The organism is Staphylococcus sp. HMSC067F07, from assembly GCF_001837405.1.
Lineage (GTDB): Bacteria > Bacillota > Bacilli > Staphylococcales > Staphylococcaceae > Staphylococcus > Staphylococcus capitis.
In genome coordinates this window covers 43,499-59,531 of the sequence record NZ_KV832239.1, presented here as the reverse complement: position 1 = coordinate 59,531, position 16,033 = coordinate 43,499, and the positions used below count along the sequence as shown (strand labels likewise).

Sequence of the window (16,033 nt, the reverse complement as noted above, 5' to 3'; positions counted from 1 at the left end):
AGAGACGCAAATGAAGAAAGATGCGAGCGCTTGTCTCGAAGCAGAGGAAGGGCCTTAGCGCTGATGGTAGCCGGCTTACGTTCTAAAGTAAAATAAGTATTTTTAATACTTAATTTTACTTACTTAATGGCCAAAGCCATTAAGAACCAAAGAACCAAATGCCAGATAGTAATATACCGCAAGCTTTTTTTATTTAAGAACTAATAGAAAACAGATGAAATTGGGTCATACGAAAAAGCTTGAAAATAATACTTACAATAGTAAGATTATTTTCAAGCTTTCCTTGTACCTTTTAAATTAATAAAGAGTATAACATTTTATTTTCATTAATATATATATTTGATGGATCAAATTGATTTACGCGTTCTTTTAATTGAATGAGATCGTTATGGTGCTTAAGTTGAATACCAATGATAACAGTACCTGTTGTTTGAGAGGACTTTTTAAGATATTCAAATTTAGTAATATCATCTTGAGGACCTAGTACATCATTAACAAACTCTCTTAAAGCCCCTGGTCTTTGAGGAAAATTAAGGATGAAGTAATGTTTCATCTCTTCAAATAATAATGAACGCTCTTCAATTTCTTTCATTCTATTAATATCATTATTACCACCGCTTACAACACATACAACAGTTTTACCTTTAATTTTTGCTCTATAGTTTTCAAGAGCAGCTACACTTAAAGCGCCTGCGGGTTCAGCTACTATAGCTTGTTTAGAGTACATATCTAGTATAGTAGAACATACTGCTCCTTCATCTACTTGTACATAATCATCTACATTATGCTTAGCTATATCAAATGTAATATCTCCAACTCTGGCTACTGAAGCACCATCAACAAATTTATCAATGTGATCTAAAGTGATGACCCGTTTGTTTACGACTACAGATTCATACATACTGCAGGCGCCTGCAGGTTCAACACCAATAATTTGTGTGTTTGGGGAATAAGCCTTGAAATATGTGCTAATACCAGATATTAAACCTCCACCGCCTATAGCAGAAAATAAATAATCAAATTTTACTCCATCTGCTTCGGATTGTTCAATAATTTCTTTGGCAAGTGTTCCTTGACCTGAAATTGTAAATACATTATTAAATGGATCAATAAAATTCATTTCATTTTCTTTAGTATAAGCTAAAGCTTCTTCTAAGCAATGATCAAATGTATCACCAGTTAGCACGACTTCAACATTATCGCTACCAAAAAATTGAACTTGGTTTATTTTCTGAAGAGGTGTAGTAACTGGCATAAAAATTACAGCTCTAAGATTTAATTTCTTAGCAGTGTATGCCACGCCTTGAGCATGGTTACCAGCACTAGCACAAGTGATACCTCGATTTTTAGCTTCTTCAGATAATACTGAAATAGCATTATATGCGCCTCTTAATTTGAAAGAACGAACCCACTGTAAGTCTTCTCTTTTTAAATATACTTTACAATCATATTTTTGAGAAAGATAGTGGTCAAGCTGTAATGGCGTTTCTTTCACGATATCTTTGAGGCGTAAAAAAGCTTCATCTATATCTTGTGTCGAAACGGTTGTTTTAACTGTCATAATATTCCACACCCTTAAAATGTTTTTTCATATTTTTCTATTAGATCTTCATATTGTAAAGTAATGGCAATATCATCAAGTCCATTTACTAATTTATTCTTCCATGTTTCATCTATTTTAAATTCAAAAGTTTGTTCTGAAGATGATACGGTTTGCGAAGGTAGATCTACCGTAATTTCTTCAAATTGAGCCAGATGTTCTCGTGCTTCCTTATCAAGTGTAATAGGGAGCATTGCATTCTTCGTACAATTCATATAGAAGATATCACTAAAACTACCTGCGATAATAATATTAAAACCATAGTCTTTTAAAGCCCAAGCGGCATGTTCACGACTTGAACCACACCCAAAGTTGTCTCCCGTTATTAAAATAGAAGCATCTTTATATTCTGGCTTATTAGGGTTAAATTCTGGATTATCAGAACCATCAGGTAAATAACGCCATTCATCAAAGGCGAAGGGACCAAAGCCGGTTTTTGAAATACGTTTGAGATGAACTTTGGGTATAATTTGATCTGTATCTATATTGTCGTAGAAAAGGGGAACAACTTTACCTGTGTATGTTGTAATAGGTTGAATTTCCATCTATACGACCACCTTTCTTACGTCTACAAATTTACCGTTAATAGCAGCAGCTGCTGCCATAGCAGGAGATACAAGATGGGTTCGTGCACCTTTACCTTGACGTCCTTCGAAATTACGATTACTTGTGGAAGCACAGTGCACACCTTCAGGAACTTGATCGGGATTCATACCTAAACACATTGAACAACCTGGTTCTCTCCATTCAAAACCAGCTTCTTTAAAAATGACATCTAGACCTAGTGCTTCAGCTTCCTTCTTAACTGTTCTGGAGCCAGGCACTACAATAGCTGTGATATTAGGATGAACTTTATTACCTTTAACAATATGACTTGCTTCTACTAAATCAGAGAGTCTTGCATTCGTACATGAACCTAAGAATACATAGCCTAATTCAATATCTTCGGCTTTTTGACCTGGTTTGAGTCCCATGTAGTTATAGGCACGTTCATCATTAGAATCTTTAATTTCTGGGAAAGGAGAGCTAAAATTAACTCCCATTTCTGGATTTGTTCCCCATGTCACCTGAGGTTCTAAGTTTGAAACATCTAATTCAATAACTTTATCGAAGTACGCATCCTCATCGGAATATAAAGTTTGCCACCAATCAATAGATTGATCAAAATTAGTAGCGTAAGGACGACCTTTAACATATTCAAAAGTCGTCTTATCAGGTTGCATCATACCGTATTTTGCGCCTGCTTCAATTGCCATATTACAAATTGTCATTCGAGCTTCCATAGACAAACTCTTAATCGTTTCTCCTGTAAATTCAAGGGCATATCCTGTACCAAAATCAACGCCATATTGGTTAATTAAATAGAGTATTATATCCTTGGCATAAACGCCGGTAGGTAATTTACCATTTATATCGATTTTTAAATTCTTAGGTTTAGTTTGCCAAAGTGTTTGAGTAGCAAAGACATGTTCAACTTCACTTGTACCAATTCCAAATGCGATTGCACCAAAAGCACCATGTGTCGCGGTGTGAGAATCGCCACAAACAATTGTCTTTCCTGGTTGAGTTAAACCTGTTTCAGGTCCTACCATATGAACGATACCTTGTTCATCAGATCCCATATCAAAGATATGGACGCCAAAGTCTTTGGCATTCTTTTGTAGGGTAGTAATCTGTTTATTTGCTATTTCATCTTTTATGTTAAAAATGTCGATAGTCGGTACATTATGGTCTAAAGTAGCAAACGTGAGATCAGGTCTTCTTAATGAACGATTCTGAATTCTGAGTCCCTCAAAAGCTTGAGGAGAAGTAACTTCATGAATGAGATGTAGGTCTATATATAATAATTGTGGTTCACCTTCATTCCCATGTAGAACATGTTTATTCCATACTTTATCGAATAGTGTTCGTCCCATAATACTTCTCCTCCCTTTTATAAATAATTATTCTTTAGTAGTTTAAATATTTCAGAAGTTTTGTAACTTCCACCTAAATCTGCTGTAGTATGGCCAGACTTAATGAGTTTAAATACATGTTTTTCAAGTTCTATTGCGGCTTGTTCTTGATTTAGACTTTCTTTTAAACAAAGTGCCAAAGATAGCACCATACCAAATGGATTAGCTTTATCTTGGTTAGCGATATCAGGTGCCGAGCCATGAATAGGCTCATATAATCGTGTCCCTTGTTCCCCAAAACTTGCGGAAGGGGATAAACCAAGTGAGCCTGGTATTACTGATGCTTCATCACTCAAAATGTCTCCAAATAAATTTTCGGTAACAATAACATCAAATTGAGTAGGGTGTGTGATTAAATGCATGCTACAGGCATCTACTAACAAGTGGTTGACTTCAACATCTGGATAATCCGCTTTAACTTCATTCACCACTTGACGCCAAAGTTTACTTGAAGATAATACATTTTCTTTATCAACGGATGTTAGTTTTTTTCTTCTATTTTGAGCTAAATTAAATGCAACTCTAACGATTCTCTCTATTTCTTCACGAGTATAAGTAAGTGAATCTAGAGCTGAATGATTATCATAGTGACTTGGTTCACCAAAATAAATACCGCTAGTTAGTTCTCTGACAATCACTAAATCAGTACCTTCAACTCGCTCTTGTTTTAATGGAGATAAATGACTGGTACCCTCACTTACAATGGTTGGACGTATATTTACATATAAATTTAAAGCTTTTCTAAGTTTTAATAGCCCATGTTCTGGACGATTTTTAGGATTTGACCATTTGGGACCACCAATTGCACCAAGTAAAATGGCATCTGAAGATTTACATGCTTCTAATGTTTCATCAGTAAGAGGTGTACCATAGTTATCGATTGCCGCACCTCCAAAATGATGATGTTCTATTTGATACTGGAAGTCATATTTATGACTGATTAGTTCGAGAAGCTCTAATGTACCATTTATAATTTCTGGTCCTATACCATCGCCAGGTAAAGCTACGATTTTGTAACTCATGAATGAATACCTTCTTTCTTTTGTGTTTCAGAAATATATTTCGCATGAGCTTCTATATAGGCTTTACAAGAAGCCTGTAAAATATCATGATCAATTCCTATACCGTTGACTGGTGTACCTTCGATGATTAAACTAACGTGAACTTCTGCTTGCGCATCTGCACCTTCAGTGATTGAGTCAATCCTATAATCGATAAGTTCTGTCTTTCTTTGGAAAATACGATCAACAGCATTATATATAGATACGATTGAACCTGTTCCAATACTTGAATCTTGATAAGTTTTTCCATTTTTATCTTTAATCACGACCACAGCACTTTGTAGCCCTTTAGATACATATTGCAGTTGTAAATTTTCTAATTGATAAATCGCTCGTTGCTCATGCTCAGATCCTTGAATGATTGCATGGATGTCGCGATCAGAAACTGATTTTTTCTTATCAGCAACTTCTTTAAATTGTTTAAATAAGTTGATTTGATCCTCAGTGCTAATGTCATAGCCTAATGATTTTAGTTTCTCAGCAAAAGCATGCTTTCCAGACAATTTACCAAGAGGTAATTCAGTTGTACTTACTCCGACTAATTGAGGCGTCATAATTTCATATGTTTCACGATGTTTGAGTACACCATCTTGATGTATCCCCGATTCATGACTAAACGCATTTTGACCGACGATTGCTTTGTTTTTTGGAACTCGAATTCCTGCGTATCGTGATATGAGGTCTGATGTTTTCTTAGTTTCATCAAGTTTAATTTGGGATTCAATACCATAATGATCACGTCGAACATAAAGTGCTAATGCAACTTCTTCAAGCGCAGCATTACCCGCACGTTCACCAATTCCATTCACAGTACCTTCGATGCGTCGTGCACCACCTTCAATGGCTGCCAGACTATTAGATACAGCCATACCCAGGTCATCATGACAATGGGCACTGAAAACGATTGGTTGTTCAGAATGGATGGATTTGGTTAATGTTTTGAAAATTTGTTCATATTCTGTAGGATAACTGAATCCTACAGTATCTGGGATGTTAATAATGGTAGCGCCAGCATCAATAGCAGTTTGCACACAATCAATTAAGAACGGAATTTCGGTTCTAGTCGCATCTTCAGGGGAAAATTGTACTACTTCAAAAAATTGTTTAGCGTATGATACATGTTCTTTGATAGATGCTAATACTTCCTCTTGAGACATTTTTAATTTATGCTCTAAATGAATAGGGGATGTTGCAATAAACACATGTACTTGCGGTTTAGCAGCTAACTTTGTTGATTCATATACAGCGTCTATATCTGACTTTTTACATCTAGCTAAGCCACAAACTGCTGTAGTAGTTAATGCCTTTGCAATTGATTCAACTGATTTAAAACTTCCAGAGCTTGAAGCGGGGAATCCAGCTTCTATGACATCGACTCCCCATTTTTCTAATTGCTTAGCAATTTTCAATCTTTCGTCAAAGGTAAAGTTGACTCCCGGTGTTTGTTCTCCGTCTCTTAGTGTTGTATCAAAAATTTGAATATGGCTTTCCATTTTTAACATCTCCTTATTATTTTTGAATACTTTTAGCTTTAATAAATGGCATCATTTTTCTTAATTCACGACCAACCGCTTCGATTTCATGACCATGTTGTTGTTCACGTAATTGGTAAAATTCTTTAAAGCCATTTTCATTATCTTTAACAAAACGATTAGCAAAGTTACCGTTTTGAATATCTTCTAATACAGTTTTCATGTTGTTTTTAACTTCTGGAGTGATAACACGTGGTCCAGATACATAATCACCAAATTCAGCTGTATTTGAAATAGAGTAGCGAACGTTTTCCATACCGCCTTCGTACATTAAATCAACGATTAATTTCATTTCATGTAATACTTCGAAGTATGCTAATTCTTTTTGATATCCAGCTTCTACTAGAGTTTCAAAACCACTTTGAATTAATTTATGGATACCCCCGCAAAGTACAGCTTGTTCACCGAATAAATCAGTTTCAGTTTCTTCTTTGAATGAAGTTTCAATAACACCAGCACGTGTTGCGCCAATACCTTTGGCATAACTTAGTGCGATATCACGTGCGTGACCTGAAGCATCTTGTTGTACACCGAATAATGCTGGTACAGCAGTACCTTCTACAAAGGTACGTCTTACTAAATGACCAGGACCTTTAGGTGCTACTAAGAATACATCTACATCAGCAGGGGGTTGAATAACTCCAAAGTGAATGTTAAATCCGTGCGCAAAAGCTAATGCATTGCCTGCTTCTAAGTTAGGTTCAATTTCATTTTTATATACATTACCTTGGATTTCATCAGGTAATAAAATCATTACTACATCTGCTTGTTTAGTAGCCTCATTCACTGGATAAACATCAAATCCATCTTCTTTAGCTCTATCGAAAGAATGACCAGGTCGAATACCAACGACTACATCATAACCATTGTCTTTTAAATTTTGAGCGTGTGCATGTCCTTGTGAACCGTAACCAATTACTGCAATTTTTTTACCTTGTAAAGCATCTTTTTCAACTGATTGATCATAATAAACTTTTGTCATAGTGAATTCCTCCAATTACTTCCTAAAAATTCTTAATTTTCAAAATATTTATGTTATAAAAATATGTAAGATGATAGTTATGTCTCAATCATCAATTTTTTTACATCGCTAGCGCATCAAACAATTTTTTAAACACTCGTAACACTTAATACATTGATTTGTTGTTCTAACTTTTTTAATACAATATTGAAAGCAGCTTCGTCTTCAATATGTACTTTCAGTTCTAGATTAGAAATACCTTCATTATCTGACCTCTTAACATGCAGCTCATCAATGTTACATTGTAATCGAACAAATGCACTTGTAATACGATGTAATGTACTCACTTGGTCGGCGACCACAAATTGAATTGTACGTTTCATTATAATCCCTCCATCTCGTGATTAGATTTACCACTAGGTACCATAGGATTGACAGGTTCTACAGGAGAGATGCGAACTTCAATTAATGCTGGACCATTATGATTGAAAGCTGCATCGATTTGTGATTCAAGTTTGTCCGGTGAATCAATTAGATATCCATTGATACCATATGCTTCAGCCATTTTAATAAAATCAGGTTGATCATTAAATACTGAATGAGAGAAGCGCTGGTTAAAGAATTTGTCTTGCCATTGTTTAACCATACCTAACGTACCATTATTGATTAACACTATTTTCACGTTCAGGTTGTATTCAGGCAATAGCGCCATTTCTTGATTAGTCATTTGGAAACCACCATCTCCGACGAAGCATACGACAGTTTTATCAGGGGAAGCGAGTTGTGCACCAATCGCAGAAGGAATACCAAATCCCATCGTACCTAATCCGCCACTAGTTACCCATTGACCATGGTCTTTGAAAGGGTAGAACTGAGCAGCCCACATTTGATGTTGACCTACATCAGTAGTGACGATTGCATCGCCATTTGTAATTTTTCCGATGTATTCAATTGCCTTTTGAGGTTTACTAAATGTATCATCTTCATTTTTATCGTATTTAAATGGATGTTTTTGCTTATTCTGTTTACAATAATGAATCCATTCTTCATGATGAGCTGTTGTGACATTCTCAGAAGATAAAGCTTCTAAAACGAGTTTACAATCGGCAACAATACCTAAATCTGTTTGAATGACTTTATTGATTTCTGAAGGATCAATGTCTACGTGAACTATCTTAGCGTTTGGTGCAAATGCATCAGGTTTGCTAGCTAGTCGGTCATCAAAACGACTACCTAAATTAATGAGTAAATCACATTCAGTGAGTGCCATATTACTTGCATATGAACCATGCATGCCTCCCATTCCTAAGAACAGGGGATGTTCGTAAGGTATTGCACCAAGACCTAATAGTGTGGTTACGGTAGGGATTTGATGTTTAGTGACAAATTCTGTTAATAATTGATTTGATTTAGAATGATTGATACCTGAACCTGCGAGAATAATAGGCTTTTTAGATTTACTAATATATGAAACTAATGTCTTAATGTCTATATCTTCTGGTTCACTTTTAACTTGATAATGAGGCAAATTGATTTCATTTGATAAACCAACGTTTGTTGATGAAATTCCCATGTCTTTCGGGAAATCAATGACGACAGGACCTTTTCTTCCTGAATTAGCCACATGAAATGCTTCATGAACTATTTTTGGAATATCCTCAACATTTTTAATTTGATAATTTTGTTTAGTAATTGGTGTTGTCATAGAAAGTAAATCTGCTTCTTGGAAAGCGTCTTTTCCTATTCCTGGTGTTGCTACTTGACCTGTAAAAACGACTAAAGGTAAAGAATCACTATGTGCATCTGTGATACCAGTAATTGCATTTGTAGCTCCTGGGCCACTAGTGACAACAACTACACCAGTTTTACCTGAGACACGTGCATATCCTTCTGCGGCATGGGTTGCACCTTGTTCATGTCTTGCTAAGATATGCTTGATTTGCCCATCATAAAATGTGTCATAAAGTGGCAATACAGCACCGCCTGGGTAACCAAAAATAAAATCAACGTCCTCATGTTGTAAAGCTTCGACTAAAAGTTGAGAACCACTACGCATTTGATTAACAGTTTGTTGTTGAAGATATTCTGGTTCTTGTGATTCAGAAACATTAAATGTATCAGTATTTTCTTTACTAATCGCGGTTACCGTTGTAAAAGAGGGGCTTTCTTTTTGATTAGACATCGTAATCATCTCCTAATTAAATAAGGTTTTCTGGAACTTGCATAATACCACCTGTATTAGCACTTGTGACTAAAGAGGTGTATCTAGCCAGATATCCTGTTTTTACTTTTGCTTTAAATGGTTGTAGCTCTTCACGTCTGCGATAAAGTTCTTCTTGTGGCTGGTCAACATCTAACTTTCTATTTGTTAAATCAATTGTAATTTCATCTCCATCTCTAATTAATCCGATAGGGCCACCAGATGCTGCTTCTGGGGAAATGTGTCCCACAGCAATACCTCTTGTAGCACCTGAAAATCTACCATCAGTAATTAAAGCCACATCTTTTCCTAATCCTCGGCCAACAATAGAGGAAGTAGGAGCTAACATTTCAGGCATTCCCGGACCGCCTTTAGGACCTTCATAGCGAATAACTACAACATGACCTTCACGTACAGTATGATTGTCAATTGCTTCAACAGCTTCATCATGAGAGTTAAAACAAATAGCTTTCCCTTTAAAGACTTTAATAGAGGGATCTACACCACCTACTTTAATCACTGCACCTTTGGGAGCTATATTACCGAAAAGTACTGAAAGTCCACCTTCGTGATCATAGGGACTATCGAGAGGATGTATAACATCGAAGTTTGAAATTTCCTTTCCTTTATTATTTTCTTTTAATGTTTTACCAGTGACTGTAATTCTTTCTGGGTGTAACGTACCATCTTTTTTCATTAACTCATTGATAATAGCTGGAACACCACCAGCTTCATGTACATCGTGCATAGAGTAAGAAGAGCTAGGGGCGATTTTTGAAAGGTAGGGTGTTCTTTTCGCAATTTCATTAATACGTTCTAAGTCATAATCAATGCCTGCTTCATTTGCGATTGCTAATGTATGCAACACAGTATTAGTTGAGCCGCCCATTGCCATGTCTAATGCAAAAGCATCATCAATTGCCTCTCGTGTAACGATGTCTCTTGGTTTTATATCATTTTTAATATTATCTACTAATCGAAAAGCAGCTTGACGAATCATTTCACGACGTTGGTCACTAACTGCTAAAGCTGTTCCATTGTAAGGTAAGGCGAGTCCTAAAACCTCCATCAAACAGTTCATAGAATTTGCTGTGAACATACCAGCACATGAACCACAAGTAGGGCAGGCATTTTGCTCCATATCTAAAAATTCTTCTTTAGAAATAGACCCCTCTTTAAAAGCGCCGACTGCTTCAAACATTGAAGATAAAGTAAGTGCTTTACCGTGAGCAGATAGACCAGCTTTCATTGGGCCACCTGAACAAAAAATTGCAGGGACATTTGTACGTACCGCAGCGAGTATCATGCCCGGAGTGATTTTATCGCAGTTAGGAATATAAAACACACCATCGAACCAATGTGCATTAATTACTGTTTCAGCTGCATCTGCAATAATTTCTCTCGAAGGTAATGAATATCTCATTCCAATGTGTCCCATTGCGATGCCATCATCTACACCAATCGTATTAAATTCGAAAGGGATTGCACCCGCTTCACGAATAGCTTCTTTCGCGATATCAGCAAGTTCACTTAAGTGAACATGTCCTGGTACGATATCGATATAAGAATTACAAATTGCCACAAAAGGCTTATTCATATCTGTAGGTTTTTGAAGAGCGCCCGTCGCATGTAAAAGACTTCTTGCTGGAGCCTGTTGATCTCCTTTTTTGATCATGTCGCTTCGCATATTTGATTCCCCCGTATGAGTATTAAGAACAATAAAAAACGTCCCAATAATAATTGGGACGTTTGAAAGTCCCATTCAACTAGAAATAGGACTTAAACATTTAGTAGTTCAACTAACTAAAGTTCGAGTCCTAACGAGTATAATAAAATGATAATAATGTTTTGAGTTGTCGGTAGATAATGTGATGTATGATAAGTCATTTTATTATACTCCTTTCGTTGAATGGTAAAGTATTCTCAATAATTTGAATTGTCTTAAAATTTGATAAACTTAATTTACTACATGTGAAATAGCGTGTCAATAAAAATATAGAATTTTCTAACAATTATTTTAAGGATGTTTCTAGAATTTTCACAAAGAAATTTATAATAAAATTTGTTACAATGAATGAGTTAATAAAGGACGAAATAATAATGTATCTTCGTAAATAGGAGAATGAATGTTGATTACTATACACAATTTAGATGAGATGAAAGAATTTGCTGATGTTTTAGTGAAAAATTTAAAATCAGGAGATTTAATTTTATTGAACGGCGATTTAGGTGCTGGTAAAACGACTTTAACACAGTTTATAGGAAAAGCTTTAGGTGTGAAACGAACTATTAATTCACCAACATTTAATATTATTAAATCTTATAAAGGGAATGAACTCAAACTTCATCATATGGATTGCTATCGTTTGGAAGACCATGAAGAAGATTTAGGATTTGAGGAATATTTCGAAGACCATGCTGTTACGGTCGTTGAATGGAGTCAGTTTATTTCTGATTTATTACCTTATCAACATTTGACAATCAACATTAATGTTATAAATGAAAATGAACGTACAATAATGATTGAAGCACAAGGTGCACATTACGAAATGTTAAGGGAGGTTGTTATCAATGAATTATCTGCTCATTGATACATCTAATCAGCCGTTATCAGTTGCACTCATGCAGGATGAAAAAGTGTTAATTGAACAAACTACAAATATTAAACAAAATCATTCAGTTCAATTGATGCCTGAGATTCAAAAGTTATTTGAACAGTCTCAAGTTGATAAACAAGAAATCACAGACATAGTTGTTGCAGAAGGACCGGGTTCATACACAGGTTTAAGAATCGGTGTGACTGTGGCTAAAACGTTAGCTTACGCTTTACAAACTCGATTATATGGTGTGTCATCACTTAAAGCTCTTGCTGCAACTATTAAAGATGAGCATAGATTATTAGTACCTATCTTTGACGCAAGAAGAGAAGCGGTTTATACAGGTGTTTATCAATACGTTAATGGTGAATTAACTACAATCATTGAGGATGGATATTTATCAATTAATGATTTAAAAGATAAACTTCATGCGCTAAATCAAGAATATGTTTTTATTGGGTTTAATTTAGAAAATATAAAGCATTTATTAGATAGCGAAGTGATTGAAAGTTTACCTAAAGCTTCAGTTATGAAATCCTTAATTCAACAACCTGAAAATATCCATTCATTTACACCGAAATATCATAAATTATCAGAGGCGGAAAGAAATTGGTTAGACCAACAGAAGAACAATTAAATATTAGGAAAATGAGTGTTGAAGATGTTCCTCAAGTCTTTGATATAGAGCGCGAAAGCTTCAATGATAGTTCATGGACGATTGATGCCTTTTATCATGAAATAGAACAGAATCAATTTGCAACATATTTTGTAATTGAATATGATGATAAAATTATTGGATATTTAGGTATGTGGATTGTTATAGATCAAGCTCAAATTACAACAGTCGCCATTAAAAAACAGTATAGAGGGTACGGACTAGGTCAATTATTACTTAAATATGTTAAAAATTACGCAAGTCATACCTGTGAAGTAATGAGTTTAGAAGTTCATTTAGATAATGTAGTGGCGCAACATGTATATCAGAATTTAGGATTTGAATATGGTGGAAAAAGAAAAAATTATTATGGTGAAGGTGAGGATGCACTAGTGATGTGGGTGAATTTAAAATGACACAACAAACTTTAATTATAGGGATGGAAACCAGTTGTGATGAAACAAGTGTAAGTGTGATTAGAAATGGTCAAGAAATACTTTCTAATACAGTATTAAGTCAAATTGATAGTCATAAACGATTTGGTGGAGTTGTTCCTGAAGTCGCAAGTAGACATCATGTTGAAGGTGTAACAGCTACGATTGAAGAGGCACTTGACTCAGCAAACGTGACTATGCACGAGATTGATGCTATAGCAGTGACGCAAGGTCCAGGATTAATAGGTGCATTATTAATAGGAATAAATGCTGCAAAGACGCTCGCTTTCGCTTATGATAAACCTATTATTCCTGTTCACCATATTGCTGGCCATATTTATGCAAATCATTTAGAGCAACCACTTACATTTCCATTAATGGCTTTAATCGTTTCCGGTGGTCATACAGAGTTAGTCTATATGAAAGATCACCTGAATTTTGAAGTTATTGGTGAGACGAGAGATGATGCTGTTGGAGAAGCTTATGATAAAGTGGCTCGTACGATTAACTTACCTTATCCTGGAGGACCACAAATCGATCAGCTAGCTACTCAAGGTCAAGATGTTTATGATTTTCCAAGGGTTTGGCTTGAAAAGGATAGCTACGATTTTAGCTTCAGTGGATTAAAAAGTGCAGTCATTAATAAATTGCATAATCTAAGACAAAAAAATGAAGAAATTGTAGAAGAAAATGTTGCTACAAGTTTTCAAAACAGCGTTGTTGAAGTATTAACTTATAAAGCTATTCATGCTTGTAAATCTTATGACGTTAAACGACTTATTGTGGCAGGTGGTGTAGCAAGCAATAAAGGATTAAGAACATCACTCAAAGAAGCTTGTGATAATGAAGGCATTACTTTAACGATCCCAAGTCCATCCTTATGTACAGACAATGCTGCAATGATTGGAGCTGCGGGTCATTATCTTTATCAGGCTGGATTACGAGGTGATTTAGCTTTAAACGGTGAAAATAATATAGACATAGAAGATTTTACGATGAGTAAATAAACAAAAGAGCACTATAAAACGTATAAACTTAACTGTTAATATTACGTTATATAGTGCTTTTATTATTGTATAAATATTTCAATAGTTATTACTGTCAAAAGTCAACTTATTCATCTACTTGTGTTTTAGCGCGGTGATAAATATCATCTGGAAAATGAGTAATTCTAAGCAATTCAATCGCATTGCGCGTATTTGCTTTGCCTGGTTTGATTTTATAGTCAAAATAAATTTCATTGTTTTGAATAGACTCATTAAAGTGATAATTATGGTAATCCTTTTCTAATAGGGTGGACAATTCAATATCATGTGTAGCTGCAACAACTTGATAATTTGGCAGTTCATTTAAATAGCTGAGTACTGATTCAGAAGCAGCAATACGTTCAGTTGTATTAGTTCCTTTAAAAATCTCATCTATGAAACAGTAAATTTTAGCTTGTGTATGAATATTAAAAAGTCGTCTAATTGACTTTAATTCAGCCATAAAATAGCTGTCCCCTGAGAGTACATCATCTGCGTTAGCCATTGAAGTAAAAACGTAACCTGGTTGGTAGTTAAATGATTCAGCAGTAGCAATATTAAGGGATTGAGCCATAATAACATTCAGTGCTACAGCCTTCATGAAAGTCGATTTACCAGAAGCGTTCGAACCTGTAAGTAGAAGGTTGGTATCCAAGTTTAAATCATTAGGAACGGCCACTTCTTCATCTATTAGTGGATGAATTAAACTTTGAAAATGCATACCCTCCATGTATTGATCAGCATGAGGTATACAATAATGAGTTAACGTACGTCTATACATAGCTAAAGAGTAGTGATTATCTAGTGTACTAATATAGTCGTAACATTCTTCGACTTCATTTTGATATTTAAAATAACTATGTTGTATTAGATGAAATAAAACATAATCAACCATAAACATTAATTTGACAAGCATTATCGTACTGCCTACAACATCATTGGATTCTAATTGAGCTAGCAATCCACTAAAACGTCGAGAATTTTTAAAGTGATTAAAATTAATATTTATGTCAGGTGTTCCCTCTATCTTAGACAAAGCCTTACATTGTTTGATTACATTAGCAGTATAAAAGATTGATTTTAAATCCTGTTCATAAGTTTTCTTTAAATTTAAAGAAAGCACAATATTTAAGAAGAAGCTTCCAATAAATAAAAAGACTCCTATTTCTGGTGAAATAAATATAGATAAAAATGCAATTAAAGGTAATAAAGGACAAAACATTAAGAGATTGTTCTTAGGAATTGGTGTTAATTGATCTGGGAATAATGGGTATACAGTTTTGCCTATTTTAGAAAGTATGTAAGATACATTTAAACGAAAAGATTTATCCTCGCTATAACGCTTGATGAGTGATTGATTTTCAATCGAGAACATTCCTCTTAATGTAGCATATAATTTCATTTCTCCAATAGCGGTAAAATTAAAGTTTATTTTATGAAATAGAGCTTCAATATTTAAATCTGACCAAGTTTTATCATCTATAAGAGGATGTTGTTCAGTGTAATTATCCTTATACTCTTGGTATTGAGCATCAAACCTAGAATTAGGCCTTATAAATGTCTCTAATTTAGCTTTCCTATCCCAAAGCGTATTAATTTTAGCGATTGTTTTTCTCCTTTCGATAAATGAAACGGTGATATTTACAATCGCTATTAAAATAATAAAGATAAGAACGATGAGTCCAAACGTCTGATTATTAGTCATAAATGTCTCCTCAATATAGTTATAGTTAAATTATTTCATAAATAAATTTTAGACTCAAATCTTCATACTAAATATAAGATGTCAATAGGGAACGTGCGTACTTATCAACAAAATGTGTGTAAACTGTGGATAAACACTGTTGAAAAGTGTGGATATTACCGTGTATAACTCGAATAATTTTTAGCGAAAGTGTTAATTTACTTGTGGATAACTAGGATAAGTGTGTGGATAGCTATCAAATTAACAATATAGCGTGTGAATAAAATTTGTGTAATAACATACTAAAAGACACTAAAAAGTAAGAAATT

At 34.7% G+C, this 16,033-nt stretch carries 14 protein-coding genes; 4 read left to right on the top strand and 10 right to left on the bottom strand.

Annotated features, from left to right (window positions below; translation table 11 throughout):
* Positions 1–292 precede the first annotated feature (292 nt).
* The 9 genes from ilvA to ilvD all read right to left on the bottom strand — a co-directional run bounded on the left by ilvA (position 293) and on the right by ilvD (position 10,996).
* Positions 293–1,561, bottom strand: a complete 1,269-nt coding sequence (gene ilvA / locus HMPREF2706_RS11500; protein ID WP_023349990.1) for a threonine ammonia-lyase IlvA — start codon at positions 1,559–1,561, stop codon at positions 293–295.
* 14 nt (positions 1,562–1,575) lie between these two features.
* Positions 1,576–2,145: a 3-isopropylmalate dehydratase small subunit gene (gene leuD / locus HMPREF2706_RS11495; protein ID WP_002436916.1), complete on the bottom strand. Its 570-nt coding sequence runs from the start codon at positions 2,143–2,145 to the stop codon at positions 1,576–1,578.
* A complete protein-coding gene (gene leuC, locus HMPREF2706_RS11490; protein WP_002436896.1) occupies positions 2,146–3,516 on the bottom strand; it encodes a 3-isopropylmalate dehydratase large subunit in 1,371 nt (456 codons plus the stop codon). It abuts the gene before it with no gap.
* Between the two features lie 17 nt (positions 3,517–3,533).
* Positions 3,534–4,577 carry a 3-isopropylmalate dehydrogenase gene (gene leuB / locus HMPREF2706_RS11485; RefSeq protein WP_049428080.1) on the bottom strand — a complete coding sequence of 348 codons (1,044 nt, stop codon included), beginning with the start codon at positions 4,575–4,577 and terminating at the stop codon, positions 3,534–3,536.
* Positions 4,574–6,109 carry a 2-isopropylmalate synthase gene (locus HMPREF2706_RS11480; protein ID WP_049428082.1) on the bottom strand — a complete coding sequence of 512 codons (1,536 nt, stop codon included), beginning with the start codon at positions 6,107–6,109 and terminating at the stop codon, positions 4,574–4,576. The genes leuB and HMPREF2706_RS11480 overlap by 4 nt, the downstream gene beginning before the upstream one ends.
* 16 nt (positions 6,110–6,125) lie before the next feature.
* A complete protein-coding gene (ilvC, locus tag HMPREF2706_RS11475) occupies positions 6,126–7,130 on the bottom strand; it encodes a ketol-acid reductoisomerase (protein ID WP_049428083.1) in 1,005 nt (334 codons plus the stop codon).
* Positions 7,131–7,258: 128 nt separating this feature from the next.
* Entirely contained in the window at positions 7,259–7,492 is a 234-nt protein-coding gene (locus tag HMPREF2706_RS11470; protein ID WP_002436904.1) for an ACT domain-containing protein, read from the bottom strand.
* On the bottom strand, positions 7,492–9,165 hold the full coding sequence (gene ilvB, locus HMPREF2706_RS11465) for a biosynthetic-type acetolactate synthase large subunit (RefSeq protein ID WP_227489937.1): 1,674 nt from the start codon (positions 9,163–9,165) through the stop codon (positions 7,492–7,494). The genes HMPREF2706_RS11470 and ilvB overlap by 1 nt, the downstream gene beginning before the upstream one ends.
* 142 nt (positions 9,166–9,307) lie before the next feature.
* The gene (ilvD, locus tag HMPREF2706_RS11460; protein WP_070597551.1) at positions 9,308–10,996 is read right to left on the bottom strand and encodes a dihydroxy-acid dehydratase; all 1,689 of its coding nucleotides are present in this window, start codon (positions 10,994–10,996) and stop codon (positions 9,308–9,310) included.
* A 442-nt stretch (positions 10,997–11,438) separates the two neighbouring features.
* On the opposite strand from ilvD, the gene tsaE reads away from it, so the two are divergent.
* From tsaE to tsaD, 4 genes are read left to right on the top strand one after another with little or no spacing between them, the layout of a single operon-like run.
* Positions 11,439–11,900 carry a tRNA (adenosine(37)-N6)-threonylcarbamoyltransferase complex ATPase subunit type 1 TsaE gene (gene tsaE / locus HMPREF2706_RS11455; RefSeq protein WP_168997727.1) on the top strand — a complete coding sequence of 154 codons (462 nt, stop codon included), beginning with the start codon at positions 11,439–11,441 and terminating at the stop codon, positions 11,898–11,900.
* A complete protein-coding gene (tsaB, locus tag HMPREF2706_RS11450) occupies positions 11,881–12,543 on the top strand; it encodes a tRNA (adenosine(37)-N6)-threonylcarbamoyltransferase complex dimerization subunit type 1 TsaB (RefSeq protein WP_002436924.1) in 663 nt (220 codons plus the stop codon). The genes tsaE and tsaB overlap by 20 nt, the downstream gene beginning before the upstream one ends.
* Complete coding sequence (gene rimI, locus HMPREF2706_RS11445) at positions 12,516–12,977, top strand: ribosomal protein S18-alanine N-acetyltransferase (protein ID WP_049428088.1); 462 nt, start codon at positions 12,516–12,518, stop codon at positions 12,975–12,977. Before tsaB ends, rimI begins: the two co-directional genes overlap by 28 nt.
* A complete protein-coding gene (gene tsaD, locus HMPREF2706_RS11440; protein ID WP_070862404.1) occupies positions 12,974–14,002 on the top strand; it encodes a tRNA (adenosine(37)-N6)-threonylcarbamoyltransferase complex transferase subunit TsaD in 1,029 nt (342 codons plus the stop codon). The genes rimI and tsaD overlap by 4 nt, the downstream gene beginning before the upstream one ends.
* A gap of 106 nt (positions 14,003–14,108) precedes the next feature.
* On the opposite strand, the gene HMPREF2706_RS11435 is transcribed toward tsaD, so the two are convergent.
* Positions 14,109–15,725, bottom strand: a complete 1,617-nt coding sequence (locus HMPREF2706_RS11435) for a MutS-related protein (RefSeq protein WP_049428090.1) — start codon at positions 15,723–15,725, stop codon at positions 14,109–14,111.
* Between the last annotated feature and the right edge of the window lie 308 nt (positions 15,726–16,033).